Source organism: Brevundimonas sp. (genome assembly GCF_027487935.1).
Lineage (GTDB): Bacteria > Pseudomonadota > Alphaproteobacteria > Caulobacterales > Caulobacteraceae > Brevundimonas.
In genome coordinates this window covers 26,959-50,645 of record NZ_JAIYCP010000028.1, presented here as the reverse complement: position 1 = coordinate 50,645, position 23,687 = coordinate 26,959, and the positions used below count along the sequence as shown (strand labels likewise).

Here is a 23,687-nt window from a genome sequence, read left to right as displayed (position 1 = left end):
GCCACCATCGCAGAACGGTCCGGTCTGTCCGTCAGCACAATCCAGCGCATCGAGGCTGGAACCGTTGATCCCAAGGTCACCACGCTCTGGGCACTAGCGAAATCGATGGAGACCGAGATCTACGAACTCGCCGACGTCAGCGGTGATGAACTAGGTATCGCCGCCGATGAAACGATGCAGACCGGATAGCGCCACAGCGCTCCGTTCAGAACCCGCAACAGACACGATCAAGCCGCCCGCTGAATGTTGGGATGTTTAAGAGATAACCTGAGCAGGTTGTGCCCGCCGGCCGCTGCGATCTCCAGGGCCCGTTTGGCGCTCTCCTGACCCTTGACCTCGCGCAGGTCGGGGACCCGGTCACCGGACCGCATCGCCCCCGGTTCCGGCCGTCTCAGCACCTGGGTGCCCTTGAAATGGTTGACCAGTCCGATCAGGGAGCGCGGGGCCAGCACCGCCACCTCGCCCGCCCAGGCCGCCTCCGGCCCGTTGGCTTCGGGGCAGATCAGGCCCAGCCCCATGGCGTCGACCGCCACCGCCGCGGGCAGGGTCCCGCCGACGGGGGCGATCCGCCCGTCCAGCCCCAGTTCGCCGACCGCCGCCCAGCCCGACAGCATGTCCGGCGGGATGACCCCCATGGAGGCCAGCAGGGCCAGGGCGATCGGCAGGTCGAAATGGCTGCCCTCCTTGGGCAGGTCGGCCGGGGCCATGTTGACGATGATCCGCTTGGCCGGAAGCGAAAGGCCGATCCCGGCAAAAGCCCCCCGCACCCGCTCCCGGCTCTCCGCCACCGCCTTGTCGGCCAGGCCGACGATGGTGAAGGACGACTGGTCGCCCGACGGCAGCTGATGGACCTGCACATCCACCCGCCGGGCATCCACCCCCTCGAAAGCCACCGTCACCACGCTGGCGAGCATCTTCTTCTCCCGCTATGAGAGAAAGAACGAACCACGAACGGTGACGGCTGGCAAGAGGAGGGCTTGGGGATTGGAAGCGCTGCGCACGCCCGGCAGGTCCGAAACCCAAGCCCTAAGCCCTCTTCTTCTCCACCACATCCCACATCAGCGCCGTCGCATCGACGCCGTTGAAGGCCTTCAGCTGCTGGGCCCCCGTCGGCGAGGTGACGTTGATCTCGGTCAGCCAGTCGCCGATCACATCGATGCCGACGAAGATCAGGCCCCGCGCCTTCAGCGTCGGCCCGATGGCGGCGCAGATCTCGCGGTCGCGGGCCGTCAGCTCGACCGGGGCCGCCGTGCCGCCGACGCGCAGGTTCGAGCGGACCTGGTCCTTGGCCGGGATGCGGTTGATGGCCCCGACGGGCTCGCCGTCGATCAGGAGGATCCGCTTGTCGCCCTTCGAGACCGCCGGAATGAATTTCTGGATCACCAGCGGATCGCGGCTGCCGGTCATGTGGATCTCGACCAGGGCCTCGAGATTGGGGTCGCCGGCCTTCAGCTTGACCACGCCCGAACCGGCCGCGCCGTGCAGGGGTTTGAGCACCACATCGCCGTGGCGTTCGTGGAAATCGACGAGGGCGACCGGGTCGGAACTGATCAGGGTCGGCGGGGTCAGGCCGGGGAATTGCGTCACCAGCAGCTTTTCGGGCGCGCTGCGGACCTCGGCGGGGTCGTTCACCACCAGCGTCTTCGGATGCACCGTCTCCAGCAGATAGGTGGCGGTGACATAGGCCATGTCGAACGGCGGATCCTGACGCATCAGGATGACGTCGACATCCTCGGCCAGGTCCAGCTTCACCTCTGCGCCGAAGGTGACGTGGTCGCCCGGGATCTGGCGCAGGGTCACCGGCCGGGCCCGGCAGAACAGCCGGCCGTCCTCCAGCGCCAGGGTGCGGAAATCATAGACCCACTGGGCATGCCCCCGGTCCTGGGCCGTGGTCATCATCAGCCAGGTGGTGTCGGACTCGATATTGACCGCCTCGACGGGGTCCATCTGGATGGCGACTCTGAGCATGGGATGTCCTTCCAGTCGGGGGGTGGATGGCTAATGGGCAGCGGAGGCGGCGAGCGCAAGACGGGTGGTTAGTGGTTAGTGGTTAGTGGCTAGTGGTTGTCGTGCCGCTGGCGGCGGAAGGGCGGCGCAGCCCGCTGCCATGACCCCGGCGTCGGCCAGCCACTAACCACTAACCACCAATCACCGGCCACACCCGGCCGGTCCGGCTCCGGTCGGCGTCCGGATCGTCGCATCGGGGGTCATGCCTGGCCCCTCCCGACGGCGACAACCCCGCGACGATGGCGCGGAAAGCGGCCCGGGGCCAGGGCCACGACATCGATCCGCAGCCCATGACCGGCCAGGCCGGGTCTTTGGCGCAGCACCGACCGGCCGGCGCTGAGCAGTCGGTCGTACTGGTCCGGGCCGAGGGCGCTCAGGGCCGCCTCCAGGGTGGCGCGGCGCTTGACCTCGACCACGGCCAGGACCCTGCCCCGGCGGGCCAGGATGTCGATCTCGCCGGCCCGGGTCTTCAGGCGGAAGCCGAGGATCTGATAGCCCCGGGCCATCAGCAGGGCGGCGGCCCACCATTCGGAGCGGTGGCCGAGCCGGTGGGAAACAGCCCCGAGGGCCACGCGCCAGCCGCGCTTTTCCCGAACGACCTTCGGGGCCCGGACCTTTGTCGGGGGCCGTTCCGGGCTCACCGGCCCTGCAGCTCCAGCGCCCGCCTGTAGAGCGGCTTGCGCGGCAGGTTCAGGGCCTTGGACACCTCCGCCGCCGCCTCGCCGGGCGGCAGCCGGGTCATGGCCTCGGCCAGGGCGGCGTCGGCGTCGGCCTCGGAGGCGACCTCGGTCTCGCCGGGCGCGACGACGATGACGATCTCGCCCTTCGGCCCCTGGCAGCGGGGGTCCATGGCCAGTTCGGCCAGCGAGCCCCGCACACATTCCTCATAGAGCTTGGTCAGTTCGCGGGCCACGGCGGCGGGGCGGGGCCCGAGCACGGCGGCCATGTCGGCCAGGCTGTCGGCGAGGCGGGGACCGCTCTCGAAGAAGACCAGGGTCTGGCGGGCGGTCCGCACCTCTTCCAGCGCCGCGCGTCGGGCGCCTGATTTAGGCGGCAGGAAGCCCGCGAACAGCACCCGGTCGGCCGGCAGGCCGGCGATACACAGGGCGGCCAGCAGGCTGGAGGCGCCCGGGACCGGATGTACCGGCAGGCCCGCCGCGATCACGGCCCGGGCCACGACATAGCCCGGATCATTGACCATCGGCGTGCCCGCGTCCGAGACCAGGGCCACAACCTCGCCCGCCCGCAGCCGCGCGATCGCGCCCTCGGCGGCCCGGGCCGAGGCATGGTCGTCGCACCGCTCCAGCCTCGCCTTCAGCCCATAGGCCGACAGCAGCTTGCCGGTGACCCTTGTGTCCTCGGCCAGTACCAGATCGGCCGCGGCCAGTACATCGAGCGCCCGCAGCGTCATGTCCCGGAGATTCCCGATCGGCGTCGCCACCAGATAGAGGCCGGACGCCACAGGGCGCGGCGGCGGGGCGGTCGGCGGAAAGACGGACGGATCGGGGTTGGACTCTGGCATCGGCGCGACCGTGCCCGAGGGGGCCGCCCGGCTCAAGGGCGCGGCCTCAAACGTCGACCCCGGAAAAATGCCGAAAAGCGAGACTCTCGCCCCTTTGGGGCTGACGCTGGCCGGCAGGAATTGCGCGGGTTGGCGCGGGGTCCGGGCGGGGCGGATTCGTTGGATGGCGATGTCAAAGACCGTGGCGGCGGGATTTCAGCCCCGACTTGTGCATTTTACCACGGTGGGGCGCGGCGCCAGGGAGGCGGGCGAGCTTCGGGCTGAGGATCAGGGGTGAGAAGGCACGGTCGGGGGTGCGAAGTGGACGGAAGATGGGGGGCGGGAGGGTCGCCTACGGTTCTATTTCAAAGCGCGCACCAGATGGGATAGCGGATCGGAAGGTCGCGGGATTCCCGTGCCTAAATCGAAAATTGACGTTTTTTCGTTAAAGTGCCTATATGAAGCTTCCTTGGAGGCGCCATGCTTTATCGACTTGAGATCGAGAACTTCTCGTCCATCCGGGATCAGCAGATCCTTGACCTGACTGTTTCAGCCAATGTCCCTGATCCGGAAAGCCGGTTCTCCCCGCTGTTTCCGGGCTCTGATCTGCGGGCACCCAAGGTGCTTGCGCTTTATGGACCCAACGCGTCCGGAAAGACGACCGTACTCAAGGCTCTTGATTTCATCGCCTCCTATATCCGCGACAGTGCTCTGCGGACGGTGCCGGGGTTTGCCTGCGAACGATTCAACGACGAAGATTCGGCCTCCCGTCCAATCCGCCTCGCCGTCGAGTTTGGCGGGGTCATGGACCTCACGCCAGAGCAGTCAACCCGGGCCGAGGCCGGCGAATACGTAGATGTGGGCGTCTACCGCTACGACCTTGAAATCTTGGTCAAAGATGGGGCCGGATATGAAGTCGGTGTGGAGCAACTAAGGCAGAAGCCGGACGGACGCGGCAAATGGCAGAGAGTGTTCGAGCGCAACGGAGACGTCTTGGTCGGGTCCAAGACCTTCCCCCTCGTTGGCTATCGTCACTTGCTCAACACACTGAAATCAAACGTTTCTGTGATTTCCTCGTTTGCGCAGTTCGGTCATCCGTCGGCCGAACTATTCGCCGATATCAGCCGCCGAGTGTTTTCAAATTTCACCCACGCACCCAATGACGACACTTGGGTAGTCAACTACCTCAAGTCGTTTCCCGATGTGTTGGCGAAGGTCAATCGCGATCTCAGCAGAATCGATGTCGGTGTCGAGGAGATGCGGATCGTCGAGACCCCGACAGGCTCGTTGCCAATGTTCAGGCACGCTGGACTACAGTTCGAAATGCCTTGGCCTATGGAAAGTCACGGTACGCGCGCCTTCATCCGCATGTTTCCGTTTCTGTCGGCGACATTGGACCGCGGCGGCGTGGCAATCCTAGATGAGTTCGATATTGCCATCCATCCGCTAGTGCTGCCCGACATCCTTCGCTGGTTCTACGACTCCGCTGGCCGAAATCCTCATAACGGGCAGTTGTGGTTCAGCGTCCATTCTGCCTCCCTCTTGGACGATCTGAACAAGGAGGAGGTGATCCTTTGCGAGAAAGATTCAAAAGGACGGACCCACGTCTTCAGCCTGATGGACATCAAGTCCGTACGCCGCGACGAGAACCTCTATCGTAAGTATCTGAGCGGAGCGTTCGGCGCCGTGCCGAACATCGGATGAGCCGACGCCCTGCCCACATTCCCCAGCGTGTGCCGATCTTCGTCGCGTGCGAGGGTGACTCCGAAGCCGCTTACGTCAGCTTCCTTCGCGCTCTCGCTGATGATGCGAACCTGCCGGTCCATATCCACATCGAACCCTTCCCTGCCGGGGTTGGTGACCCGCTCGCCCGCGTTGAACGGGCCAAGCTGCGTCTGCGGCAGCTTCGACTCCAGCGCGGGGTATTTGGTCGACGTTTCATTCTGCTCGATTCTGACCAGCTCGAGCTCGCTCGGGATCGAGGTGAGCGAGCCGTCCGTCTCGCTCATCAGGAGGGAATTGAACTTATCTGGCAACGCCCGTGTCATGAGGCATTCCTTCTCAGACACCTCCCCCATCGAGCAGACCGGCACCCAGCTAGCGCACGTGACGCGCTTCGAGTTCTCCAAAGAGACTGGGAGACCTATGCCAAGCCCATGACCCGCTTGCAGCTCGCAGCCCGCCTGGATCTGGAGTCCGTTTACCGCGCTGCCCGGGTCGAGCCCGATCTGGCAACTCTGCTGCGGGTAATCGGATTGACCGGGTTTGAGTGAGAGCAAGCACTGGCGGCATAACAGGCCCGCCGCCAACATCACACCAGCAGCGCCCTCAGCACCCCGTCCAGAACCGGCCGTCCGGCCGCCGTCGCCCTGACCCGGCCCGCTTCCACGGCCAGGAACCCGTCCGCGATCAGCCCGGCCAGCGGTTCCGCGTCCGCCGTCCGGCCCAGCATCGTCAGCGCATCCAGCGCCACGCCTTCGACCGTGCGCAGGCCCAGCAGCACCTTCTCCTCGGCCGCGTCCCGGTCCGACTGGGTCTCCCGTTCGCTCCAGGGCGTTTCCGCCGCGACGCCGGCGACGTAGGCGCCGATGCCCCGGTGGGCGACGGTTGCCGTCCGGGCGCCTTGCAGGGTCAGCCGCCCATGCGCGCCCGGGCCGAGGCCGAGGTAGTCGCCGCCGCGCCAGACGTGGAGATTGTGGGCTGATCGCGCGGCTGTGCCCCGGGCGTGGTTGGAGACCTCATAGGCGTCGAAACCGGCGGCCTCGAGCACGGCTTGCGTGGTTTCATACAGGGCGGCCGACCGGTCCTCGTCGGGCGGGGTCCAGGCCCCGCGGGCCACGGCGCGGCCGAAGGCGGTCGTGGGCTCTATGGTCAGCTGGTAGGGCGAGACATGTTCGAAACCCATGTCGATGGCCCCGGCCAGTTCGGCGCGCCAGTCGGCCACGGTCTGGTCGGGGCGGGCATAGATCAGGTCGATGGACAGGCGGGGAAAGGCGCGGGCGGCCACGGCCACAGCGCGGCGGGCCTCGTCCGCCGAATGGTTGCGCCCGAGGAAGGCCAGGGCTGTGTCGTCCAGCGCCTGAACCCCCATGGACAGCCGGTTGACCCCGGCCCCGGCCAGGGCGGCGAACCGGGCGGCCTCGGCGTCGGTGGGATTGGCCTCGAGCGTGATCTCGATCGCGCCGCGCGGCGGGAACAGGGTGCGGGCCCGGTCGATGACGGCGGCCACGGCCTCGGGTGCCATCAATGAGGGGGTGCCGCCGCCGAAGAAGATCGAGGCCAGACGGCGCGGGCCGGTCAGGGCGGCCTGTGCTGCCATATCGGCGAGGATGGCCTCGACCAGCGCCGCCTGTTCCTCCACCCGCCCCCGGTCGCGCACGACGTTGAAGTCGCAATAGGGGCAGATCCGGGCGCAGTACGGCCAGTGGACGTAGAGGGCGAGGTCGCTGCCGGGGGTGGTGGGCATGGGGGGCATGGGGAGTGGCTAGTGGCGAGTGGCTAGTGGTTAGTGGTTGGCCGGCGGCGGTGCGAGGGCGCGGACGGTGCCGCCCTTCCGCTGGCAGGGATGCGGCAATCACTAATCACTAGCCACTAACCACTCGCCACTCGCCACCAGCCACTCACCCCATCAACGCCGCCTTCAGCTTCGCAAACGCCACCGCGCGGTGGCTGATACTGTCCTTCAGCGCCGGGTCCAGTTCGCCGAAGGTCCGGTCGTATCCTTCGGGGACGAAGATGGGGTCATAGCCGAAGCCGCGGTCGCCGCGCGGGGGGAAGGTCAGCTGGCCGTCGACCCGGCCTTCGACCACCACGGCCGGGCCGTCGGGCCAGGCCACGGCCAGGGCCGAGGTGAACCAGGCGCGGCGATCCGGTGAGCCGGTCTCATCCAGCCGCTCCTCGACCCGGCGCATGGCAAAGGCAAAATCCTTGTCCGGCCCGGCCCATCGGGCGGAAAAAATACCCGGAGCCCCGTCGAGGGCCGCAACAGACAGGCCGGAGTCATCCGCCAGGGCAACCTCGCCCGAATGATCCGCCGCATGGCGGGCCTTGAGCAGGGCATTGCCGACAAAGGTGCTCTCGGTCTCGTCCGGTTCGGGCAGATTCAGGCTCGCGGCGGTGACCACCGCGTAATGTCCGTCCAGAAGCGCGTCGATCTCGACCGCCTTGCCGGGGTTGTGGGTCGCCACGACCAGCCGCATCCCCTTGATAAGCTTCAGATTCATCCCGATCACGCGCTCCGCAACAATCTATTGCCAAAGTTTAATATCGTTAAACGATATGTAACGTGCCTTTTGTGAGAGCACGGACTATCTATGTCTTCAAGGACGGACGCCGCGACGTTCCACGAACAAGCCTGAACGGGCAAGTTCAATGCAGCGGACCACCGATCAAGGGGCAAAAAACTCCTTCGATCAAAACCAACGGAGAACCACCATGAGCACCATGAACCTTTCCTTCTTCATCGAGAAGGTCGGCCACGGCATCCTCAACACCTTTCTGCTCGCTGCCCTGCCGACCGCCCTGGTCGCGACCCTGATCCAGAGCTTCTGACTTCGAACGGTCTGGACGCCTTCGGGCACCGGACCGAAGTTACGGCCTCAATCGGCCCGACGGGCGTGAGCCCGACAGAAAAGTCTCACAGGAGCTTTGACGATCGGCATGACAATCGCGTTGAATAAGACCGCGTTTGGGTTCGCCGGACCCAGCGCGGCATCCTCGCCCCGCCGACCGGTCCCCTAGCAGAGAGGTCGACCCATGCGTTTCCCGAAGGTACCTTCGATCGGGATCCGCCTGCCGTTCGTCCGGACCCCCACGCTGCCCGCCCTCGGCCGCGGCTCCATGTCCAGCCTGGTCGACGTCGCGCTCGCGGCCGCCTTCTGGGTGCTGGCCCTGCTGACCCTCGGCGCCGTGCTCGTCTTTCTCATTCTCGCCTTCGTCCCGCTGGGCCCGCTCGACCTGATCGCGACCTCGGAAGACGGCGGCACAAGCGTCCCCGTGCCGCGCGCCTATCTCCTGTTCGGGGTCGGCGCCTTTGTCGGCTATTTCGCCGGCTTCGCCCTGATCCTTCGCCACCTGCGCCGCATCGTCCATTCCCTGCGGATCGGAGACCCCTTCCAGCCGGCCAATGTCAGCCGGCTGAAGGAGATCGGCCTGACCCTGGCCACAGTGACCGGGGGGGCCTGGATCGGCCAGACCCTGGTGTCGCGGCTGGTGCGCGGCGAGCTGGAGCCGCCCGGCCTGTTCGACCTGGTCACCCCGGCCTTTTCCGTCCTGGTCGTTTTCGTTCTCGCCGAGGTGTTCCGCGAGGGTGCCAGACTGCGCCGGGAGTCGGAGCTGACCATCTGATGGACCGGGCGATCACGAGGCTGCACCTTTTGGCGCTTCACGCCGCCCTTCGGGTCGACCCGTCGCGTGCCCTCGACTAGAGAAACCCCATGGCCATCCGCGTACAGCTTGACCGCATCCTCCTCGAACGGCGCATGTCGCTGACCGAGCTGGCCGACCGCGTGGGCGTGACCCTGGCCAATCTGTCGATCCTCAAGACCGGCAAGGCGCGGGCCATCCGCTTCACCACCCTGGACGCCCTGTGCCGGGAGCTGAACTGCCAGCCGGGCGACCTTCTGGTCCAGACGCCCGGCCCGCAGGACATCGGCTCCGACGAGGATCCGGACGGGAACGCCCCCGGGACCACATGAGCCGCCGCGACGACCTGAGCCCGGACGACCGCCGCATCTGGGCCCGCGTCGCCGGATCGGTCACGCCCCGCAAGCCGAAGAAGGCCGCCCTGGTCATCCCGGGCGCCGCCGTGGTCGATCCGCCTGCGGCACCGCTGCCTCGGGGTCTGGCCAAGCCGCGGCCCGCCGCTCCCGCCTGGAGCCCGCCCGTCGTCGCCCCGCCCCGCCCGCGCGGCCACCCCGAGGAACTGGAGCCGCGCCGTCAGCGCCGCCTGTCGCGCGAACGCGATCCGATCGAGGCGAAGATCGACCTGCACGGCTATGGCCGTTTCCAGGCCCAGGACGCCCTGACCGCCTTTCTGATGGGGGCCCAGGCGCGCGGCTACCGGTCCGTGCTCGTGGTGACCGGCCAGGGCCGGCGCGGCGGCACCGGCGTCATCCGCGCCTCGGTGCATGAATGGCTGCAGGCCCCGGCGCTGCGGGGCGTGGTGTCCGGCTTCGCCGCCGCTGCCCGCCATCATGGCGGGGACGGGGCGCTGTATGTGACGATCCGGCGGGGGTGAGTGGCTAGTGGCCACTCAGCGCAGCGTCAGCCCCGCATCCTTCGCCAGCGTCTCCAGCGACGTCATCGGCCGCGGCCCCCAGTGGGCGATGACTTCGGCCGCTGCCAGCGAGCCCAGCTTGCCGGACTCCTCCAGCGAGAGGCCGCGGGCGAGGCCCAGCAGGAAGCCGGCGGCGTACTGGTCGCCGGCGCCGGTGGTGTCGATGACCTTGCCGACCGGCACAGCGGCGATGACGACGCGTTCGTCGCCGCTGAGCACCACCGAACCGGCCTCTCCGCGCGTGACGGCGGCGACATCAACCATGGCGGCGAGCTGCGCTGCGGCGGCGTCGAAGTCATCGGTCTCGAACAGGGCGGCCAGTTCGCCCTCATTGGCCAGGACGATGTCGGCCGAGGCGGCGATGAAGGCCAGCAGCTCGGCGCGCCAGCGGGCGACGACGAAGGTGTCGGACAGGGTGATGGCGACCTTGCGCCCGGCGGCGTGGGCGGCGGCGGCCGCCGCCTCGAAGGCGGCACGGGCCGGGGCCGGGTCGAACAGATAGCCTTCCAGATAGACGATGGCCGAGGCGCCGATCACCGTGGCGTCGATGTCGGCCGCCTCCAGCTGGTTGGCGGCGCCGAGGAAGGTGCACATGGTGCGCTGGCCGTCGGGGGTGACGTTGATCATGCAGGCGCCGGTGGCGGCACCGGGCAGCACCGGGGTGTCGAAGGCGACGCCGGCGGCGCGGATGTCGTGGGTAAAGACCCCGCCCAGCACATCGTCGGCCACCTTGCCGATATAGGCCGCGCGGCCGCCGAAGGAGCCGATCCCGGCCACCGTATTGCCCGCCGATCCGCCCGATGCCTCCACCCCCGCCGCCATGGCGGCATAGAGGGCGGCGCTCTGCTGCGCATCGACCAGCTGCATCGAGCCGGGCGTCAGGCCCTGGGCCTCCAGAAAGGCAGGGTCGCAGGGGGCGAGGACGTCGACGATGGCATTGCCGACCGCGCAGACGTCATAGGTGGGGGCTTGGGTCATGGGCGGGGGATTAGCGGGCGCGGGCGGGGTTGGCGAGTGTCGCTGGTGATTCCCTTGCTTTCGTCATCCTCCGGCAAGCCGCGTGAGCGGCGCAGACCGGGGGACCCAGCGGCGCGCGGGAGCGCGAACCTGTCGAGAGCACAGCCGGGAGCGCCATCGCCTTCGCTACGCTTCGGCGCCGCTGGGTCCCCCGGTCTCGCTTCGCTCGCCGGAGGATGACGATAGCAATGGGGGGCAATCCTTCGCTATGAGCGCCGCCATGACCGAGATCGCCGTCCTGACCCCCGATGCCGCCGACCCCTCCTATGCCGGCCAGTGGCCCGGCGTGCTGGAGCGGCTGGCCGAGGCTCTTGGCACCGCCGGACTGACGGCGGTGCCTACCGCCTGGACGGACCATATCAAGGACGCCTCCGGCCTGATGCGGTTTCCGATGGTCCTGCCGGTGATCGCCTGGGGCTATCATCGCGACCACGACCGCTGGATGCAGGCCTGCGCGACCTGGGATGCGGCGGGGGTGAGGATGCTGAACCCGCCGTCGGTGCTGGGCTGGAATTCGGACAAATCCTACCTCGGCCGACTGGCCGATCAGGGCGTGGCCATCCCCGACACCGTCTGGATCGACGGCCCGACGCAAGCCGATGCCGATGCCGCCTTCGACCGGTTCGGTGTCGACCGGATCGTGGTCAAGCCCCGCGTCTCGGGCGGGGCCCACAAGACCCTGCGCCTGTCACGCGGCGAGGCCCTGGTCGGCGCGCCAGAGGGCCCGGCGATGATCCAGCCCTATCTGCCGTCGATCGAGACCGAGGGTGAGACCTCCCTGCTCTTCTTCGGCGGCAGGCTGAGCCACGTCGTCAACAAACGGCCCGTCCCCGGCGAGTTCCGGGTCCAGGTCCAGTACGGCGGCGGCTATGTGGCCCTGTCCGAGCCGCCCGCGGCCGCCCTGGCGCTGGCGGAACAGACCCTCGCCGCCATAGACGAAGAGCTGCTCTACGCCCGCATCGACATGGCCCCGGACGCCGATGGCGGCTGGCGGCTGATGGAGGCCGAACTGATCGAACCGGACTTCTATCTGGCCTCGGCGCCGGAGGGCGGGCGACGGTTTGCGGAGGCGGTGCGGGCGCGGCTTTGAGTGGCCAGTGATTAGTGGTTAGGTGTTCTGTCCCGGAGTGTGGGGGAATCAGTCAAGCTGATCCTTCATTCCGGGAGGCACTATGGGCCAGATACTCCACGGCAGCGCCACGACCACGTACGCAGTCCGAGCTGCGATACAGCGATCGAAGGCTCCGCTCAAAGAGCTAGCGGCGCGGCACGGGCTCAACCACAAGACCGTCGCCAAATGGCGCAAGCGAGCCTTCGTTCATGACGCGCCGATGGGGCCCAAGACGGTTCGATCGACGGTTCTGACGCCTGAGGAAGAGGCGATCGTCGTCGCCTTCCGCAGGCATACCCTGTTGCCGCTGGACGACTGCCTCTACGCGCTCCAGGCGACGCTCCCGAACCTGACCCGTTCGTCGCTCCACCGCTGTCTGAAGCGCCACGGCATCAGCCGCCTGCCGGAGATCGCTGGCGACAAGCCTGCCAAACAGCCGTTCAAGCGCTATCCGATCGGCTACTTCCACATCGACATTGCCGAGGTCAGGACCGACGAGGGCAGACTGCACCTGTTCGTCGCCGTGGACCGGACATCCAAGTTCGCCTTCGTCCAGCTACACCCCGCCGCCAACGTCCAGACCGCCGCCGACTTCCTCAAGGCGGTGATCGAAGCCGTGCCCTACAAGATCCATACGGTGCTGACCGACAACGGCGTGCAGTTCGGCGACATGCCCCAGCATCGCTCCGGCCCCACAGCTCGCTACAGGATCCACAAGTTCGACCGCGTCTGCCTCGAACACGGCGTCGAGCACCGCTTCACCAAGCCCAATCATCCCTGGACCAACGGCCAGGTCGAGCGGATGAACCGGACGCTGAAGGAAGCCACTGTCCGCCGCTATCACTACGACAACCACCAACAGCTCAGGCAGCACCTCGCCGCCTTCCTCGATGCCTACAACTTCGCCAAGCGGCTCAAGACCCTACAAGGCCTCACGCCCTACGAAGCCATCTGCAAGGCGTGGGCTGACGAGCCAGATCGCTTCCGATACGATCCAATCCACCTCACTTCGGGACTGAACACCTAGGGATGAAGCGGCCGCTTCGAGCCCAGGACGCGCCTCACTGCATCGACGGCGCTTCCCCGTCCCCGTCCCCCGCGGCGTCGATGGTCAGCAGGGCGGTGAGGACGCGGGAGCGGTCGGTCAGGCTGACGGCTTCCAGCAGGGCCTGTTTCTCGGGGGGATCGAACGGCAGGGCCATGGACAGGCTGTTGACCAGGGCTTCAGGCGGAGCCGTCCCGGCCGTATCCCAGTCGATGTCGAGGCCGCGGGTCTCCAGATAGGCGCGCAGGGCATCCAGCAGGCCGTCGCGGTCGAGGTCCATGTCATCGACCGGCGGGGCGCTCAGATCGGCCTCGAACGGTACGAAATCGGCCCGGATCTGGCGATAGGGCGTCTGGCTCGACAGCTCGCTGGTCAGGCGGAAACGGGCGCAGCCGGTCAGGGTGATCAGGTAGCGGCCGTCCGAGGTCTCGGCGAAGCTGGTGATCCGCCCCGCACAACCGATCGGCGACAGGCCCGGCAGGCTCTGCGGCCCGCCCTGGGTCTGGACCATGCCGATGATCCGGTCCCCGGCCATGGCGTCATCGATCATGTTGAGATAGCGCGGCTCGAAGACATTGAGCGGCAGCTGCCCTCGCGGCAGCAGGATGGCACCGGGCAGGGGAAAGACCGGGATCACCTGTGGCAGGTCTGAGGCCCTGACATATCCCTGTGCCACGCCGGTCTCCTAGGCGAACAGGATGGAGGAGAGACGGCGACGACCGTCGCGGGCCACATCAGACGTCGCGCCGGCCGCCTCGAAGACCACCAGCAGCTGTTTGCGCGCGGCCTGTTCGTTCCATTCGCGGTCGGCGGTGACGATGGTCAGCAGGCTGTCGACCGCCGCCTTGAGATCACCGGACGCGGCCTGGGCCAGCGACAGATCATAACGGGCCTGGTGGTCGGCCGGGTCGGCGGCCACCCGGGCCGCCAGCTCATCATCCGCACCCTGCGGGGCGGCGGACAGCAGCGCCAGCTGGGCCCGGACGGACTGGACGGTGGTGTCCCGCGAGTCCTGGGGCGCCATGGCGATGGTCTGGCGGGCCTGGTCGACGTCCCCGTCGGCCAGATAGACCCGCGCCATGCCGGCGATGGCCTGCTCATGGGCGGGCTCCAGGGTCAGAACCTGGGCAAAGGCCTGGGCCGCGCCGCCGAGGTCGTTGAGCATGAGGGATTCCTCGCCCAGCGACATCAGCTGCTCGATATCGGCGTTGGCGCTTGTCCCGCCCGTCAGCTTGTCGATGAAGGCCTTGAGCTGGCTGTCCGGTACCGCACCCTGAAAACCGTCGACCGGCTGGCCGTTGACGAAGGCGTAGACCGTGGGGATCGACTGGACCCGAAGCTGCCCCGCATAGGCCGGGTTCTTGTCGACGTCGATCTTGACCAGCTTCACCGCTCCACCGGCTGCGCGGACGGCCTTTTCGATCATCGGCGTCAGGGTCCGGCACGGCCCGCACCAGGTGGCCCAGAAGTCGACCAGCACGGGCTGTGACTTCGAGGCCTCGATGACATCGGTCATGAAGCCGGCGTCGGAGCCGTCCTTGATCAGATCATGGGGCAGGGTGGTCGGGTCGGCTAGGCTCATGGATCGATCCTGTATCGGAAAGGCGTAACGCGGCAGGCCACAAATGGTCGCGCGTGCGCGCCGTCTCAAGGGGTCAGGTCGGGTCGGTTCCCGCGCCTGCCGGACTCAGCTTCCAGCGAATCTTGGTTTCGGAATCGGTGCGGGCCGAGCCGCGTACCACGATCTGCAGGGAGCGGCGGGTCAGGCCCTCATCGATATGGACCGAGGGCTCGATGGCCACGTCCGGCCCGTCCGTGCGGAACCACCAGCCCCGGCCGGAATGGCCGCGCAGCAGTATGGAGCGGCGATCGCGCGCCAGTGAGGCCTGAACCCCCGGCTCCAGCTGGAAGCGGACGGCATAGGGGGCGGCGATGGCGCGGACGACGTCCCTCTGGCCGGGTGCGGGGTGCAGCCGCTCCTCTGCCCTCAGTTCGTCAAGCCGTTGGTCCAGATACAGGCGGCGCTGGTGCAGCAATCCGTATTCATGGACCCAGCCGTCATGTTCGACCTCCAGCCAGACGGCACCCTCCCCATCGCGCTGCTGGACATCGACGTGCAAGGGCCGGCCGATCAGCCGGTGGCCCATCAGTTCAGCCTTCCACCCGCCGAGGGGTTCGCCCGGCGAACCTTCGCCGAGGGTCAGGGTGGAATGGCCGGGCGGGAGGCGCAGGCCCTGGCGATCGCCCGCGCGCGGGGTCCAGCCGCAACCTGTGACCAGCCGGTCCTTTCCACAGACGATCTCAAGCGCCATCGGCTGGGCGCAGGCCGTAACGGACCAGGCGCCGCGCGCCGGCCCGGACACATCCGCGGCGATGGTCAGAAGCGGGCTGCGGATGCGGGCGATTCCCGCCACCATCCGGCCGTGCGGATCCGTGGCGGGCGACTCGTCATGGGCGCGAGCGGCGGCGATCCGCGCTGCCGTTGACGGCCCCCCGCCCTGAAGCGTGACCAGCCGGCCGTCTGGCAGGGTCAGCAGGCACAGGGCGGCGGTCAGCCGCTGGATCGCGACGCGGACCGCGTCCGGTCTTGGCTCGGAGAGTTGTGACAGGGCGTCGTCGAGGGTCAGCAGGTCGAGCAGGAGCTCGAGGCCCGCCTCGGGGCTGCGCGAGGCATGGCCGCCGTCCTTGCCGACGGTGCGCTCAAGGGCCGCCGGCAGTCGACGCAGGGCGGCGCGGCGCAGCGAGCCGCCGGACGGGCCGGCCAGCACACAGCCGGCCACTGCAGCGGCCGCCAGACGTTCCGCACTGCCGGCTATACCGCCCGGCGGGCGCAGCAGCTGCCGGCCCTGACGGCCGAGGATGTCCGCCAGCCTCAACCGCTCTGCCTCGGTCGCGACCTGTCCCATCCGCCTTGCGGCGCAGGCGAGGTTGAGGGTTCGCCGGGCCAGAATATCCGGCCCCCAGGCGAACGGCGACCAGCGTGCAAAGGCGGTGCCCCAGGCCAGGGTCAGGCGCACAGCCTCCCGCGCCCCGCGCTCCCCCTGCAGTATCAGCGACGGCAGCCAGGCGAAGGCGTGGAGCTCGGTGGCGAAGGCCCGGCTGGGACTGGGCCGGTTCCATGGATCTTCGGGTGCAGCGGCCTCCAGACTGGAGCCGGCCAGGATGAAGCGGCCATCCACAACAGCCTTGCCGGATGCCGGATCAGCCGGCCGGAAGTCGCGGGGAGCCGCCGCGAAGGCCTCCACCGGGGGCCCTTTGAGCGTCAGGCTGTAGCCCGGCAGGCCGTAGAGTTCGATCCAAAGCTGTCGGGACAGCATCCGGCCGATGACGGCCGGCCAAAGGCCGGGAGCGGTGGTCGCGCCGGCGGTTCGCACCGGCGTCCGCATCGGCGCCCCACGCAGGCCGGGGATCTCGCCGGGCGGGGGCGTATCGGCCTCGGTCCGGAAAAAGCGACCGAACGGGTTCACGCGGATTTCAATGCCAGGATATTGGCGGCGTAGGCAGCAGGTCCGCCCCGGAATACGGCCGTGCCGGCGACCAGGGCATCGGCACCGGCGGCGACACAGGCCCCGGCATTGGCGGCGGTGACCCCGCCGTCGACCTGCAGATGCGCCTTCGACCCGGCGGCGTCGAGCAGGGCGCGGGTCCGTTCAATCTTGCGCAGGGTGGTCCCGATGAAGGACTGGCCGCCGAAGCCCGGATTGACCGACATCAGCAGCACCAGATCGACAAGCTCGACGACCTCCTCGAGCACAGCCAGGGGCGTGCCCGGATTCAACACGACACCGGCCTTCGCACCGAGCTGGCGGATGCGGCCGAGGGTGCGGTGCAGATGCGGCCCGCTCTCGGGATGGACGGTCAGGATGTCGGCGCCTGCCTCGCGATAGGCCTCCAGCCAGGGGTCGACCGGGGCGACCATCAGATGGACGTCAAACGGCAGTTTCGTGTGCGGCCGCAGGGCCTTCACCACATCCGGGCCGATGGTGATGTTCGGCACGAAATGGCCGTCCATGACGTCGACATGGATCCAGTCGGCGCCGGCGGCGTCCAGCGCGCGAATTTCCTCGCCCAGCATCGCGAAGTCGCTGGCGAGGATGGACGGACAGATCAGGGGCTCGGCCATGGACCGGGGATAAGGCGGGTCGCGCGCCGGGGCAAGGCGTGGTCTGGGTTTCGCATCGCAGTCGCGCTAAACGGATCGGCCACAACGCTTGGGAGGACGGACATGAGCGAACACCTCGCCACTTTGGAATGGCACCGCGGCGATCAGGATTTTACCGGCAATCGCTACAGCCGCGCCCATGACTGGCGGTTCGACGGCGGCGCGGTGGTGCGCGGCTCCTCGGCCCCGACCAGTGTCCCCGTCCCCTTGTCCGACCCTGCCGCGGTCGATCCGGAGGAGGCCCTGGTCGCGGCTCTGGGCAGCTGCCACATGCTGTTTTTCCTCGCCTTTGCGGCCAGGGATGGGTTCATCGTCGAGTCCTATTGTGACGAGGCGGTCGGGGTTCTGGGCCGGGACGCGCGCGGCAGGACCTCGATCACCACCATCACCCTGCGGCCCGCGGTGGTCTTTTCGGGCGCGACCCTCCCCGATGCGGCGGCGATCGATGCCCTGCATCACCGGGCGCATGAGGCCTGCTATATCGCCAATTCCCTGCGCGCCGAGGTGACGATCAAGCCTCGCCACGGCCTGGCCGAACCCTGATTTCCGGACCGATCAGGCGCGGTCAGCGGACCGCAGGAAGCCCTGGAACCGCTGCAGGGCCTCGACCCCGAGATTCTCGTCATAGGCCAGCACCCGACCCTTCAGACCCGGTTCGTCAAAGGCGTGGGTGGCGTCGACACTCCAGACCTCGACCTCGCCTCCGCCTGAAACCACCGAGGCCAGGGCCCGCATATGCCGGCGGACCGAGGCCAGATGGTCCCGGCGCGGCACCACGGAAAAGACCCTGAGCGCCCGTGGCCAGGGCTTGCCGCCGCGGCTGGCCGAGGCGACCCCGACGTAGGGGTAGGCGAAAAACCCGGCCCGGATCCCGGCCAGGGAGGCCGCCGGGGCGTCGCGCAGGCCCAGTTCGCCGCGATGGGTCAGGGGCTGGGCCAGCATATCCATGATCGACCAGGCACCGTGGCTCCAGCCGGCCAGCACCAGTCGGGTGGGATCGATCGCCGGCATGGACCCGGCGAAGCGGACCGCAGCCAGGACATCGGCGGCCCGCGCCCGCCCGCGCAGCAACAGGCCGGTGCAGACCAGATGCTTGGCGAAAGACTTGCTCCAGCCGCGCGCGGCGAAGGAGTCCACGATCAGGGCACCCCAGCCCGCCTCGACCGCTGCCCGGGCGTACCAGCGCAGATGATCGCGCACCCCGCCGCAGCCGTGAAAAATCAGGACTGTCGGAAATGGACCTTTGCCCTCTGGCGTCAGGTGTTCAATGTGCGGCAACAGGCGCCGCCAACGTGAGGCCAGGCTGTCCATCGCTCCCCCCGGGCTCCGGTGCGACGGACTTGGCCGGTCCCGCGCGGCGGGGTCAAGCCGCCTTGCGCGCCCGACGCTTCGGCCCCGGCGGCACCGTGTCTTCGAGGAGACGCACGAAACGTCGTTCAGCCTCGGCGGCCAGCTCGGGGTGATAGCGCATAGGCCCGGCCGCCATGGGTTCGTCAAAAGCGTGGGTGCCGTCCGCGATCCAGGTCTCGACCTCGGTGCCGCAGTTTCTGACCATGTCATAGACCCGCTCGGCATTGCGCACCGTTGTCAGATGGTCGGTGCGCGAGATCACGGCGACGGTCTTCGGACAGTGTTTCCAGGGCCGCATCCGGTTGAAGGCTACGATGCCGACGTAGGGATAGGACAGCCAGGTCCCGATCACCCCGTCCAGGGAGACCGCGCCGGGATCCGTGACGCCCAGCTGACCTTCGGCCCGGTCCGAGCTCATGGCCTCCATGATGCCCCAGCCGCCGTGACTCCAGCCGGCCAGAACGATCTTCGACCCGTCCACGTCCCGTCGCTGGGACACGCCTTGGAGGGCGGCCAGAATGTCGCCCGCCCTTTGCGAACCGTGCAGCAGGATGCCGGTGCAGACCGTGGCCATGGCAAATTGGCGGCTCCAGCCGCGCGGCGCATAGGAATCGACGATAAAGGCCCGCCATCCCGCCGCCCTGGCCGCCGCCGCATATCTCGGCAGATGGTCGCGCAGCCCGCCACAGCCGTGGAACAGGATCACGGCCGGCCGGGGCCGGTCGTCATCGGGGCCGACCACGGTGACGTGGGGTTCGAGCATGGCCCAGCGTTGGGAGAGGGTTTGCATGGGTATGACCTTAGCCGGAGCAGCCGGTGCGTCGAAGTGATTAGTGGCTGGTGGTTAGTGGTTCGCAGCCGCAAGCGGCGGTTTTCGCGAACAGGGCGCGCAGCCCGATCCAGCAACCACTAGCCACCAGCCACTCCCTCACTCAGTGCCGGAACACCCGCACACCCGTGAACGCCATGGCCACCCCCGCCTCGTCCGCCGCCGCAATGACTTCGTTATCGCGGATCGAGCCGCCGGGCTGGATCACCGCCGTCGCCCCGGCCGCCACCGCTTCCAGCAGGCCGTCGGCGAAGGGGAAGAAGGCTTCCGAAGCGCAGGCGGACCCCTGGGCCAGAGAATGGGCCAGTCCCTTGGCCTCCCCGGCCTCGCGGGCGCGGATGGCGGCGATGCGGGCCGAGTCGCGGCGGTTCATCTGGCCGGCGCCGATGCCGGCGGTCTGGCCGTCCTTGGCATAGACGATGGCGTTCGACTTCACGTGTTTGGCCACGGTGAAGGCGAACAGCATGTCCTCGATCTCCTGCGGCGTCGGCTGGCGGCGGGTGACGATCTTCAGGTCGGCGGCGGCGATGCGGCTGCGGTCGCGCGACTGGACCAGGAAGCCGCCGGCCACCGAGCGATAGACCTCGCCGGCTGCCAGCGGATCCGGAAGCCCATCTGTCAGCAGCAGGCGCAGGTTCTTCTTGGCGGCGAAGATGGCCCGGGCCTCTTCGTCGGCCCCAGGGGCGATGACCACCTCGGTGAAGATGTCGGTGATCAGCCGGGCGTCGGCCCCGGTCAGGCTCCGGTTGACGGCGATGACGCCGCCGAAGGCCGAGACGGCGTCGCACTCCAGCGCCCGGGCATAGGCCGCCGCCAGATCGCTGCCCACGGCGACGCCGCAGGGGTTGGCGTGTTTGACGATGACGCAGGCCGGGGCCTCGAACTCGGCGACCAGCTCATAGGCGGCGTCGGCGTCGGCGATATTGTTGTAGCCCAGCTCCTTGCCCTGCAGCTGTCGGGCGTGGGCGACGCCGGGACGGGCCAGATCCCCGGAGAAAGGCCCCGTGCGGTAGAAGGCCCCCGTCTGGTGCGGGTTTTCGCCATAGCGCAGGGTCTGGGCCAGCGAGCCGGCGATGGATTTGCGCACCGGGGCGGCGTCTTCGACTTGTTGCGCGAACCAGCCGGAGACGGCGGCGTCATAGGCGGCGGTGCGGGCGAAGGCGCGGGCGGCGAGGCGCTTCCGCAGGGCCAGATCGGTGGTCCCGTGGGCCTTCAGGGCCTCCAGCAGCTCGGCGACCGAGGCCTGGTCGACGCAGACCGCGACATAGCCGTGGTTCTTCGAGCCCGAGCGGATCATGGCCGGGCCGCCGATGTCGATGTTCTCGACCGCGGCGTCGAAACCGGCGCCCGAAGCAACGGTTGATTCGAACGGATAGAGGTCGACCCAGACGATATCGATCGGGCCGATGTTGTGGGTCGCCATGGCCTCGGCGTGGTCGGCGGCGTCACGCACCCCCAGCAGGCCGCCGTGAACCACCGGATGCAGGGTCTTGACCCGCCCGTCCATCATCTCGGGAAAGCCGGTCAGGTCGGCGACGTCCTTCACCGGCAGGCCGAAACCGGCGATGGCGGCGCGGGTTCCGCCGGTCGAGACCAGTTCGACACCGAGCCCGTGCAGGGTGCGGGCGGCGTCCTCCAGCCCGGTCTTGTCGCTCAGCGAAATCAGCGCGCGCTTCGGCGCCACGCGGTCCGGCGCGGGGGGAAAGTCGGGAGCGGCGGGCATGGCGGCGTCCGTATCTGGCGTGGGGTCGGGGAGACGCGGGGCGTTTAGCACCGGAAGCGGCGGGATAGAACCGCTGTGGTCGGATGAGATGGAAAATCGGAGCGTTGACGAGGCGCGCCAAGGCGCTAGCTTCGACTTTTCGGCTCGCGCCACCGGCACAACATGACCAATACCGGAGACACCGCCCCTCATCGCGTCGCGGTCGCCTTAAAGGTCGGTCTGGTCTGGCTCGGCCGAATCCTGGCTCTGCTTGTCATCGCCCTCTCATTGCTCGTCGCGGTCATGGGCCTGCTGGGGTCCGCGAACTTCGTGGGGTATCTGGCCTCGAGAGGCACGACGTTCGAAGTCTGGGGCGTTCTGAGCGGCCTCGCGCTTCTGTTCGCGCTCATCACCATTGCGGGAGCCGGATTCGCCCTGCTGCGGCGAAAACTGCTCCTGGCCCTGCTTTTCTCGGCTTTCGCATGGCCGATGGGCTTCGTCATCGAGGGCAGTCGTTGCGATACGGAGGCGGCGTGTCGGATGTTCGGTTGGGCGGCCATGCCGGCCAGCTTCCGGGACTGGAGCGTCCGCATTCGGCCGGTTACCGACCCGAATGAAGCAGACCACATCGCTTCGGCGGCCCTCAATCAAGCGGGCTCTCGCTATTCGACCTACAACGCCCGGCGCTTCGGCGATCACTGGATCGTTGCCACCATCGACCCGGACGGCCGGCCCGGCCCCAATGCCGTGCGGATCGACAGGCGCACCGCCGCGACGCGCTTCGTCCCCTGTCCGGCGGACCGCATGCTCTGCGGCATGGAGCGCCCGGTGGTGTCGGACGGAGAACGGGCATTCAGCAACCTGCGCCTTGGCCTCGCGGCATCATTTCCCGCCGGTCGATCCGTTTGCACGGCACGGCCGTTTGAAGATGACCTGAGCCTCGACGGGCGGGGCTTTTACGGGATGATCCGCGACCCTGATATCCCGTGCGACAGGGACATTTCCCGGGAACTGGGCCTGGAGGCCCTGAAGGAACGTACGGTGGCGGAAGCGCTGCCTCAGGGCTGCCAGCCTCTTTCACCGGCGCTTCTGAAGGCCTTCGGGGGCCGGGCACCAAGGTTCGACGGTCACCGGAGCCAGGTGTGCCAGGAGACCGCTGACGGTCAGATCTGGGTCGGGGTCTTTGCAGTCGCAGGTTCGCGTTCAGAGGGTGGGCGTGTATCGACCACGCTTTATGAGGCCTACATGCGGACCACAGAGGCTGGTCTGGCCGAAGATTCACGGTCGTTTGAGGCGTTCGTGAGCAGGGCGAAGATCGGCACCCCGGCGGAGTCCTGACAGGTCCGGCTCAGCCCGTAAGCCGCTCAAAATCTACCACCATCGGCTCCCGCCCGATCAACCACAGGAAACGCCGAAAGTCCGCCTGCTCCAATCCCGTCGTCGCCGTATTGGTCAGGGGGTGGAAGTTGACGATGTCCGCGTCCCACAGGGCCTTGTCGAGCACGAAGGTCACGCGTCGGTCCGGGTCGTTGATCAGGCCCAGGGCCGTCACCGAGCCGGGGCGGACGCCGAGGGTCTCGTAGAGCAGCCCCTCATTGCCGAACGACAGCCGCGCCGAGCCGATCCATTTGTCGGCCCGCTTCAGGTCCACCACCGTGTCCTGCCGGGCCGAGATCAGCCACAGCCGGCCCTTCTTGTCCTTCAGAAACAGGTTCTTGGTGTGGGCGCCGGGCAGGGCGGACTTGAGTTCCAGCCCCTCCTCGACGCGGAAGACGGCGGGGTGGTGGTGCGTCGTCTGGGCCACGCCATTGGCTGCCATCCAGTCCAGCAGGCGATCGCGGTCGAAAGCGGGCGAGGGCGGCGTCTTGTCTTCGGTCATGGGGCCCGTCTAGGGATGCAGGGACATCCCTCGATACCGCCCGGAGGCCCGCCGTGGAACTGGAATGCTATCCGATGACGGCGACGCCGCCCGACCTCGTGCCGGGCCGGCAGTCGCGCAACTGGATGGACGCCTTCGCCAGCCGCCACCCCTATCGCTGCCTGCCGCTGACCATGGCCAATACCACGGGCTGGGAGATCCTGTGCCCCCTGACCTTTACCGCCGAATGGAATGGCGGGCCCAGCCAGGCCGACATCGTCATCACGCCGGAACGGCTGAACGCCGACCTGACCCATGTGGTGACCTCGCATTTCTCGCGCGGGGTCCTGACCATGCATCCGCAGTATCTGTTCCGCACCCCGCCGGGCTGGGGCCTGATCGCCGGCGGTTCGCCCAATCACCACAAGGACGGCATCCAGCCGCTGGTCGGGCTGATCGAGACCGACTGGCTGCCCTTTCCCTTCACCATGAACTGGCTCTTCACCCGTCCGGGCCGGGTCAGGTTCGAGAAGGGCGAGCCCTTCTGCTTCATCACCCCGATCGAGCACCGCAAGGTCGAGACCATGCAGCCGGTGATCCGGACGCTGGAATCCAATCCGGTCATGCACGGCCAGTTCGAGGCCTGGAACCGGGCCCGCACCGACTTCAACAAACGTCTGGCCTCGGGCGATCCCGACGCCGCCAAGGAGGCGTGGCAGCGCTATTACTTCAAGGGCGAGGTGCCCGAGGATCTCGGCGTCGCGCCCGAGACGCATGTGAACAAGCGGCGGCTGAAGAGTCCGAGGATCGGATAGGGTGTAGGGTATG

The 23,687-nt window shown here is 68.1% G+C and carries 25 protein-coding genes and 1 pseudogene; 11 read left to right on the top strand and 15 right to left on the bottom strand.

Features of this window, described 5'->3' with window-relative positions; translation table 11 throughout:
• Positions 1-189, top strand: a 189-nt coding sequence (locus Q0053_RS10905) for a helix-turn-helix transcriptional regulator (RefSeq protein WP_298100012.1), incomplete at its 5' end; no start/stop codon positions are given.
• Between the two features lie 80 nt (positions 190-269).
• On the opposite strand, the pseudogene Q0053_RS10900 reads toward Q0053_RS10905, so the two are convergent.
• The 4 genes and pseudogenes from Q0053_RS10900 to rsmI form a co-directional block, all read right to left on the bottom strand.
• Positions 270-914, bottom strand: a pseudogene (locus tag Q0053_RS10900) (magnesium chelatase domain-containing protein); the annotation flags it as partial.
• Between the two features lie 112 nt (positions 915-1,026).
• Positions 1,027-1,968 (bottom strand): glutathione synthase, encoded by a 942-nt coding sequence (gene gshB / locus Q0053_RS10895; RefSeq protein ID WP_298100010.1) that lies wholly within the window; start codon positions 1,966-1,968, stop codon positions 1,027-1,029.
• A gap of 239 nt (positions 1,969-2,207) precedes the next feature.
• Positions 2,208-2,579 carry a YraN family protein gene (locus Q0053_RS10890; RefSeq protein WP_298100020.1) on the bottom strand — a complete coding sequence of 124 codons (372 nt, stop codon included), beginning with the start codon at positions 2,577-2,579 and terminating at the stop codon, positions 2,208-2,210.
• A 65-nt stretch (positions 2,580-2,644) separates the two neighbouring features.
• Complete coding sequence (gene rsmI / locus Q0053_RS10885) at positions 2,645-3,529, bottom strand: 16S rRNA (cytidine(1402)-2'-O)-methyltransferase (protein WP_298100018.1); 885 nt, start codon at positions 3,527-3,529, stop codon at positions 2,645-2,647.
• Positions 3,530-3,988: 459 nt separating this feature from the next.
• Between rsmI and Q0053_RS10880 the strand changes: the two genes are divergently transcribed.
• Together Q0053_RS10880 and Q0053_RS13290 are read left to right on the top strand one after the other, a co-directional pair.
• The gene (locus Q0053_RS10880) at positions 3,989-5,212 is read left to right on the top strand and encodes an ATP/GTP-binding protein (RefSeq protein WP_298100007.1); all 1,224 of its coding nucleotides are present in this window, start codon (positions 3,989-3,991) and stop codon (positions 5,210-5,212) included.
• Positions 5,209-5,781 carry an RloB domain-containing protein gene (locus Q0053_RS13290; protein ID WP_367276688.1) on the top strand — a complete coding sequence of 191 codons (573 nt, stop codon included), beginning with the start codon at positions 5,209-5,211 and terminating at the stop codon, positions 5,779-5,781. The genes Q0053_RS10880 and Q0053_RS13290 overlap by 4 nt, the downstream gene beginning before the upstream one ends.
• Before the next feature lie 38 nt (positions 5,782-5,819).
• Here the strand turns inward: Q0053_RS13290 and hemW are convergent, their stop codons facing one another.
• On the bottom strand, positions 5,820-6,983 hold the full coding sequence (gene hemW / locus Q0053_RS10870) for a radical SAM family heme chaperone HemW (RefSeq protein WP_298100003.1): 1,164 nt from the start codon (positions 6,981-6,983) through the stop codon (positions 5,820-5,822).
• 145 nt (positions 6,984-7,128) lie between these two features.
• Positions 7,129-7,731, bottom strand: coding sequence for an RdgB/HAM1 family non-canonical purine NTP pyrophosphatase (gene rdgB / locus Q0053_RS10865; RefSeq protein WP_298100001.1), 603 nt, complete (start codon positions 7,729-7,731; stop codon positions 7,129-7,131).
• A 532-nt stretch (positions 7,732-8,263) separates the two neighbouring features.
• On the opposite strand from rdgB, the gene Q0053_RS10860 reads away from it, so the two are divergent.
• From Q0053_RS10860 to Q0053_RS10850, 3 genes are all read left to right on the top strand, one after another.
• Positions 8,264-8,854: a DUF2975 domain-containing protein gene (locus tag Q0053_RS10860; protein ID WP_298099999.1), complete on the top strand. Its 591-nt coding sequence runs from the start codon at positions 8,264-8,266 to the stop codon at positions 8,852-8,854.
• Positions 8,855-8,943: 89 nt separating this feature from the next.
• The gene (locus tag Q0053_RS10855; protein WP_298099997.1) at positions 8,944-9,204 is read left to right on the top strand and encodes a helix-turn-helix transcriptional regulator; all 261 of its coding nucleotides are present in this window, start codon (positions 8,944-8,946) and stop codon (positions 9,202-9,204) included.
• Entirely contained in the window at positions 9,201-9,746 is a 546-nt protein-coding gene (locus Q0053_RS10850) for a Smr/MutS family protein (RefSeq protein ID WP_298099995.1), read from the top strand. Before Q0053_RS10855 ends, Q0053_RS10850 begins: the two co-directional genes overlap by 4 nt.
• A 15-nt stretch (positions 9,747-9,761) precedes the next feature.
• Here Q0053_RS10850 and Q0053_RS10845 read toward each other — a convergent pair whose 3' ends face one another.
• Positions 9,762-10,763 (bottom strand): adenosine kinase, encoded by a 1,002-nt coding sequence (locus Q0053_RS10845; RefSeq protein WP_298099993.1) that lies wholly within the window; start codon positions 10,761-10,763, stop codon positions 9,762-9,764.
• A 259-nt stretch (positions 10,764-11,022) separates the two neighbouring features.
• Here Q0053_RS10845 and Q0053_RS10840 point away from each other — a divergent pair, with 259 nt between their 5' ends.
• Positions 11,023-11,892, top strand: coding sequence for a transporter (locus Q0053_RS10840; protein WP_298099992.1), 870 nt, complete (start codon positions 11,023-11,025; stop codon positions 11,890-11,892).
• Between the two features lie 82 nt (positions 11,893-11,974).
• Positions 11,975-12,940 carry an IS481 family transposase gene (locus Q0053_RS10835; RefSeq protein ID WP_298099990.1) on the top strand — a complete coding sequence of 322 codons (966 nt, stop codon included), beginning with the start codon at positions 11,975-11,977 and terminating at the stop codon, positions 12,938-12,940.
• Between the two features lie 34 nt (positions 12,941-12,974).
• Here the strand turns inward: Q0053_RS10835 and Q0053_RS10830 are convergent, their stop codons facing one another.
• From Q0053_RS10830 to rpe, 4 genes are all read right to left on the bottom strand, one after another.
• On the bottom strand, positions 12,975-13,634 hold the full coding sequence (locus Q0053_RS10830; protein WP_298099987.1) for an LON peptidase substrate-binding domain-containing protein: 660 nt from the start codon (positions 13,632-13,634) through the stop codon (positions 12,975-12,977).
• Between the two features lie 9 nt (positions 13,635-13,643).
• Positions 13,644-14,540, bottom strand: a complete 897-nt coding sequence (trxA, locus tag Q0053_RS10825; protein ID WP_298099985.1) for a thioredoxin — start codon at positions 14,538-14,540, stop codon at positions 13,644-13,646.
• Positions 14,541-14,613: 73 nt separating this feature from the next.
• Positions 14,614-16,425: a heparinase II/III family protein gene (locus tag Q0053_RS10820; protein WP_298099983.1), complete on the bottom strand. Its 1,812-nt coding sequence runs from the start codon at positions 16,423-16,425 to the stop codon at positions 14,614-14,616.
• Positions 16,422-17,081, bottom strand: a complete 660-nt coding sequence (rpe, locus tag Q0053_RS10815; protein ID WP_298099980.1) for a ribulose-phosphate 3-epimerase — start codon at positions 17,079-17,081, stop codon at positions 16,422-16,424. The genes Q0053_RS10820 and rpe overlap by 4 nt, the downstream gene beginning before the upstream one ends.
• A gap of 102 nt (positions 17,082-17,183) precedes the next feature.
• On the opposite strand from rpe, the gene Q0053_RS10810 reads away from it, so the two are divergent.
• Positions 17,184-17,663 carry an OsmC family protein gene (locus Q0053_RS10810; RefSeq protein WP_298099977.1) on the top strand — a complete coding sequence of 160 codons (480 nt, stop codon included), beginning with the start codon at positions 17,184-17,186 and terminating at the stop codon, positions 17,661-17,663.
• 12 nt (positions 17,664-17,675) lie between these two features.
• Here the strand turns inward: Q0053_RS10810 and Q0053_RS10805 are convergent, their stop codons facing one another.
• From Q0053_RS10805 to purH, 3 genes are all read right to left on the bottom strand, one after another.
• Complete coding sequence (locus Q0053_RS10805; RefSeq protein ID WP_298099974.1) at positions 17,676-18,431, bottom strand: dienelactone hydrolase family protein; 756 nt, start codon at positions 18,429-18,431, stop codon at positions 17,676-17,678.
• Between the two features lie 52 nt (positions 18,432-18,483).
• Positions 18,484-19,260 (bottom strand): dienelactone hydrolase family protein, encoded by a 777-nt coding sequence (locus Q0053_RS10800; protein WP_298099971.1) that lies wholly within the window; start codon positions 19,258-19,260, stop codon positions 18,484-18,486.
• Positions 19,261-19,402: 142 nt separating this feature from the next.
• Positions 19,403-21,022, bottom strand: a complete 1,620-nt coding sequence (gene purH, locus Q0053_RS10795; protein WP_298099968.1) for a bifunctional phosphoribosylaminoimidazolecarboxamide formyltransferase/IMP cyclohydrolase — start codon at positions 21,020-21,022, stop codon at positions 19,403-19,405.
• Positions 21,023-21,184: 162 nt separating this feature from the next.
• On the opposite strand from purH, the gene Q0053_RS10790 reads away from it, so the two are divergent.
• Positions 21,185-22,339, top strand: coding sequence for a hypothetical protein (locus tag Q0053_RS10790; protein WP_298099964.1), 1,155 nt, complete (start codon positions 21,185-21,187; stop codon positions 22,337-22,339).
• A gap of 10 nt (positions 22,340-22,349) precedes the next feature.
• Here the strand turns inward: Q0053_RS10790 and Q0053_RS10785 are convergent, their stop codons facing one another.
• Complete coding sequence (locus tag Q0053_RS10785; RefSeq protein ID WP_298099961.1) at positions 22,350-22,880, bottom strand: prolyl-tRNA synthetase associated domain-containing protein; 531 nt, start codon at positions 22,878-22,880, stop codon at positions 22,350-22,352.
• 53 nt (positions 22,881-22,933) lie between these two features.
• Between Q0053_RS10785 and Q0053_RS10780 the strand changes: the two genes are divergently transcribed.
• Entirely contained in the window at positions 22,934-23,674 is a 741-nt protein-coding gene (locus Q0053_RS10780) for a DUF6065 family protein (protein WP_298099959.1), read from the top strand.
• The last annotated feature ends 13 nt before the right edge of the window (positions 23,675-23,687 follow it).

Bases quoted from the DNA above. Each gene is read 5' to 3' on its own strand.
- Q0053_RS10840 (WP_298099992.1), top strand. From the start codon at position 11,023: ATGACCGAGATCGCCGTCCTGACCCCCGATGCCGCCGACCCCTCCTAT.
- Q0053_RS10845 (WP_298099993.1), bottom strand. From the start codon at position 10,763: ATGACCCAAGCCCCCACCTATGACGTCTGCGCGGTCGGCAATGCCATC.
- gshB (WP_298100010.1), bottom strand. From the start codon at position 1,968: ATGCTCAGAGTCGCCATCCAGATGGACCCCGTCGAGGCGGTCAATATC.
- rdgB (WP_298100001.1), bottom strand. From the start codon at position 7,731: ATGAATCTGAAGCTTATCAAGGGGATGCGGCTGGTCGTGGCGACCCAC.
- Q0053_RS10880 (WP_298100007.1), top strand. From the start codon at position 3,989: ATGCTTTATCGACTTGAGATCGAGAACTTCTCGTCCATCCGGGATCAG.
- Q0053_RS10850 (WP_298099995.1), top strand. From the start codon at position 9,201: ATGAGCCGCCGCGACGACCTGAGCCCGGACGACCGCCGCATCTGGGCC.
- rpe (WP_298099980.1), bottom strand. From the start codon at position 17,081: ATGGCCGAGCCCCTGATCTGTCCGTCCATCCTCGCCAGCGACTTCGCG.
- Q0053_RS10800 (WP_298099971.1), bottom strand. From the start codon at position 19,260: ATGCAAACCCTCTCCCAACGCTGGGCCATGCTCGAACCCCACGTCACC.
- Q0053_RS10805 (WP_298099974.1), bottom strand. From the start codon at position 18,431: ATGGACAGCCTGGCCTCACGTTGGCGGCGCCTGTTGCCGCACATTGAA.
- Q0053_RS13290 (WP_367276688.1), top strand. From the start codon at position 5,209: ATGAGCCGACGCCCTGCCCACATTCCCCAGCGTGTGCCGATCTTCGTC.
- Q0053_RS10855 (WP_298099997.1), top strand. From the start codon at position 8,944: ATGGCCATCCGCGTACAGCTTGACCGCATCCTCCTCGAACGGCGCATG.
- purH (WP_298099968.1), bottom strand. From the start codon at position 21,022: ATGCCCGCCGCTCCCGACTTTCCCCCCGCGCCGGACCGCGTGGCGCCG.
- hemW (WP_298100003.1), bottom strand. From the start codon at position 6,983: ATGCCCCCCATGCCCACCACCCCCGGCAGCGACCTCGCCCTCTACGTC.
- Q0053_RS10835 (WP_298099990.1), top strand. From the start codon at position 11,975: ATGGGCCAGATACTCCACGGCAGCGCCACGACCACGTACGCAGTCCGA.
- Q0053_RS10785 (WP_298099961.1), bottom strand. From the start codon at position 22,880: ATGACCGAAGACAAGACGCCGCCCTCGCCCGCTTTCGACCGCGATCGC.
- trxA (WP_298099985.1), bottom strand. From the start codon at position 14,540: ATGAGCCTAGCCGACCCGACCACCCTGCCCCATGATCTGATCAAGGAC.
- Q0053_RS10810 (WP_298099977.1), top strand. From the start codon at position 17,184: ATGAGCGAACACCTCGCCACTTTGGAATGGCACCGCGGCGATCAGGAT.
- rsmI (WP_298100018.1), bottom strand. From the start codon at position 3,529: ATGCCAGAGTCCAACCCCGATCCGTCCGTCTTTCCGCCGACCGCCCCG.
- Q0053_RS10860 (WP_298099999.1), top strand. From the start codon at position 8,264: ATGCGTTTCCCGAAGGTACCTTCGATCGGGATCCGCCTGCCGTTCGTC.
- Q0053_RS10790 (WP_298099964.1), top strand. From the start codon at position 21,185: ATGACCAATACCGGAGACACCGCCCCTCATCGCGTCGCGGTCGCCTTA.